The sequence below is a fragment of the Georgenia thermotolerans genome, assembly GCF_009193185.1.
GTDB lineage: Bacteria > Actinomycetota > Actinomycetes > Actinomycetales > Actinomycetaceae > Georgenia > Georgenia thermotolerans.
Window position 1 is genome coordinate 1 of sequence record NZ_VUKF01000099.1, and the last position, 1,869, is coordinate 1,869.

Below are 1,869 nucleotides of genomic sequence, written 5' to 3' on the forward strand. Positions count from 1 at the left end.
CGCGCGGGCCGTCGAGGTCCTCGCCGGCGCGGCCCTGGTGGCCGGCACCGCGAACCTCCACAACCTCTTCGACCTGCGCCCGGGCCGGTCCCTCAAGGTGGCCGCCGCGCTCAGCGCCCCGCTGGCCCTGGCCGCCCCGGCGGGCGCCGCCGGCACGCTGGCCGCCGCCGCCCTGGGGGTGGCCGGCGCCGCGCTGCCCGACGACCTCGCCGAGCGCACCATGCTCGGTGACACCGGCGCCAACGCCGTCGGCGCGCTCGTCGGCACCGCCCTGGCCGCCCACCCCTCCCGCGCCGTGCGCGCCGGGGCGCTGGCCGGCGTCGTCGCCCTCACCCTGCTCAGCGAGAAGGTGAGCTTCTCCGCCGTCATCGAGGGCACGCCCGCGCTGCGGCGGCTGGACGCGCTCGGCCGGCGCTGAGGCGATGGACCGCCTGCGCTCCCTGCTCGGCGGCGTCCTCGGCGCCGCCGGCCTCATCGCCGTCGTCACCCTCGCCTCCCGGGCGGTGGGGTTCGTCCGCTGGCTGGTGCAGTCCTGGACCGTCGGGGCCTCCGACGCCGGCACCGCCTACGAGACGGCGAACCGCATCCCCAACGTCCTGTTCGAGGTGGCCGCCGGCGGCGCGCTGGCCGGGGCGGTGGTGCCGCTGCTGGCCGTGCCGCTGGCCCGGCACCTGCGCCGCGACGTCGACCGCACCGCCTCGGCGCTGCTGGGCTGGGCGCTGCTGGTGCTCGTGCCGATCGCCGCGGTGGTCGCCGCCGCGGCCGGCCCGCTGGCCGGGCTGCTGCTGCCCGGCCCCGACGTCGACCCGGCCCTGGTGGCCCTGACGACGACGTTCCTGCGCATCTTCGCCCTCCAGGTGCCGCTGTACGGCATCGGCGTGGTGCTATCGGGGGTGCTGCAGGCGCAGCGGCGGTTCTTCTGGCCGGCGTTCGCGCCCCTGCTGTCCTCCCTCGTCGTCGTCGCCAGCTACCTCGCCTTCGGGGCGCTGGCCGGGGGCCACCAGGACGACCCGGCCGCGCTGCCCGGCGCCGCCGTGGCGTGGCTCGCGTGGGGCACCACCGCCGGCGTGGCGGCGATGAGCCTGTGCCAGCTGCCCCCGGTGGTGCGCTCGGGCGTCCGGCTGCGCCCCGGGCTGCGCTTCCCGCCGGGCGTGGCCCGCCGCGCCGGGCGGCTCGCCGCCGCCGGCATCGGGGCGCTGCTGGCCCAGCAGCTCAGCGTCGTCGTCGTGCTCTACCTGGCCAACACCGCCGGCGAGGTGGGCACCATCAACGTCTACGGATACGCCCAGGCGGTGTACTTCCTGCCCTACGCCGTGCTCGCCGTCCCGGTGTCCACCGCGGTGTTCCCACGCCTGGCCGAGCACGCCGGCACCGGGGACCGGCGCGCCTTCGCCGCGCTGGCCGCCGGGTCCACCCGCCTGGTCGTGGCCGTCGCGCTGCTGGGCGCCGCCCTGCTCGTGGCGGTCGCCCCGGCGGCCACCGCGGTGTTCTCGCTGCGCTTCCCCATGCCGGGGATGACGACGGCGATCACCTGGTTCGCGCCGGGCATCGTCGGCTACGCGCTGATCTTCCACGTCTCCCGGGCCCTGTACGCCGTCGACCGCGGCCGCGCGGCGGTGGCGGCGACGGCGAGCGGCTGGCTGGTGGTCTCGGTGGCCTCCTGGGCGCTGACCGCGCTGCTCGCGCCGTCCGGCGGGGACGGGCCCGCCACGCTCACCGCGCTCGCCCTCGGCTCGTCCCTCGGGATGGTCGTGGCGGGGGTGCTGCTGCTCGCCGCCCTGCGCCGGGCCGGCGGACCCGGCACCCTCGGCGGGCTCGGCCGCACCGCGGCCGTCGCCGCCGCCGGCGCGGCGCTGGGCGCCCTGGCCG

Annotated in this window: 1 protein-coding gene and 1 pseudogene; both read left to right on the top strand. The window is 79.0% G+C overall.

What is annotated here, in order from left to right:
• Nucleotides 1-418: pseudogene (locus tag GD970_RS21310) on the top strand (hypothetical protein); the annotation flags it as partial.
• A 4-nt stretch (nt 419-422) separates the two neighbouring features.
• The coding region (gene murJ, locus GD970_RS21315; RefSeq protein ID WP_152204881.1) for a murein biosynthesis integral membrane protein MurJ at nt 423-1,869 on the top strand (1,447 nt) is incomplete at its 3' end.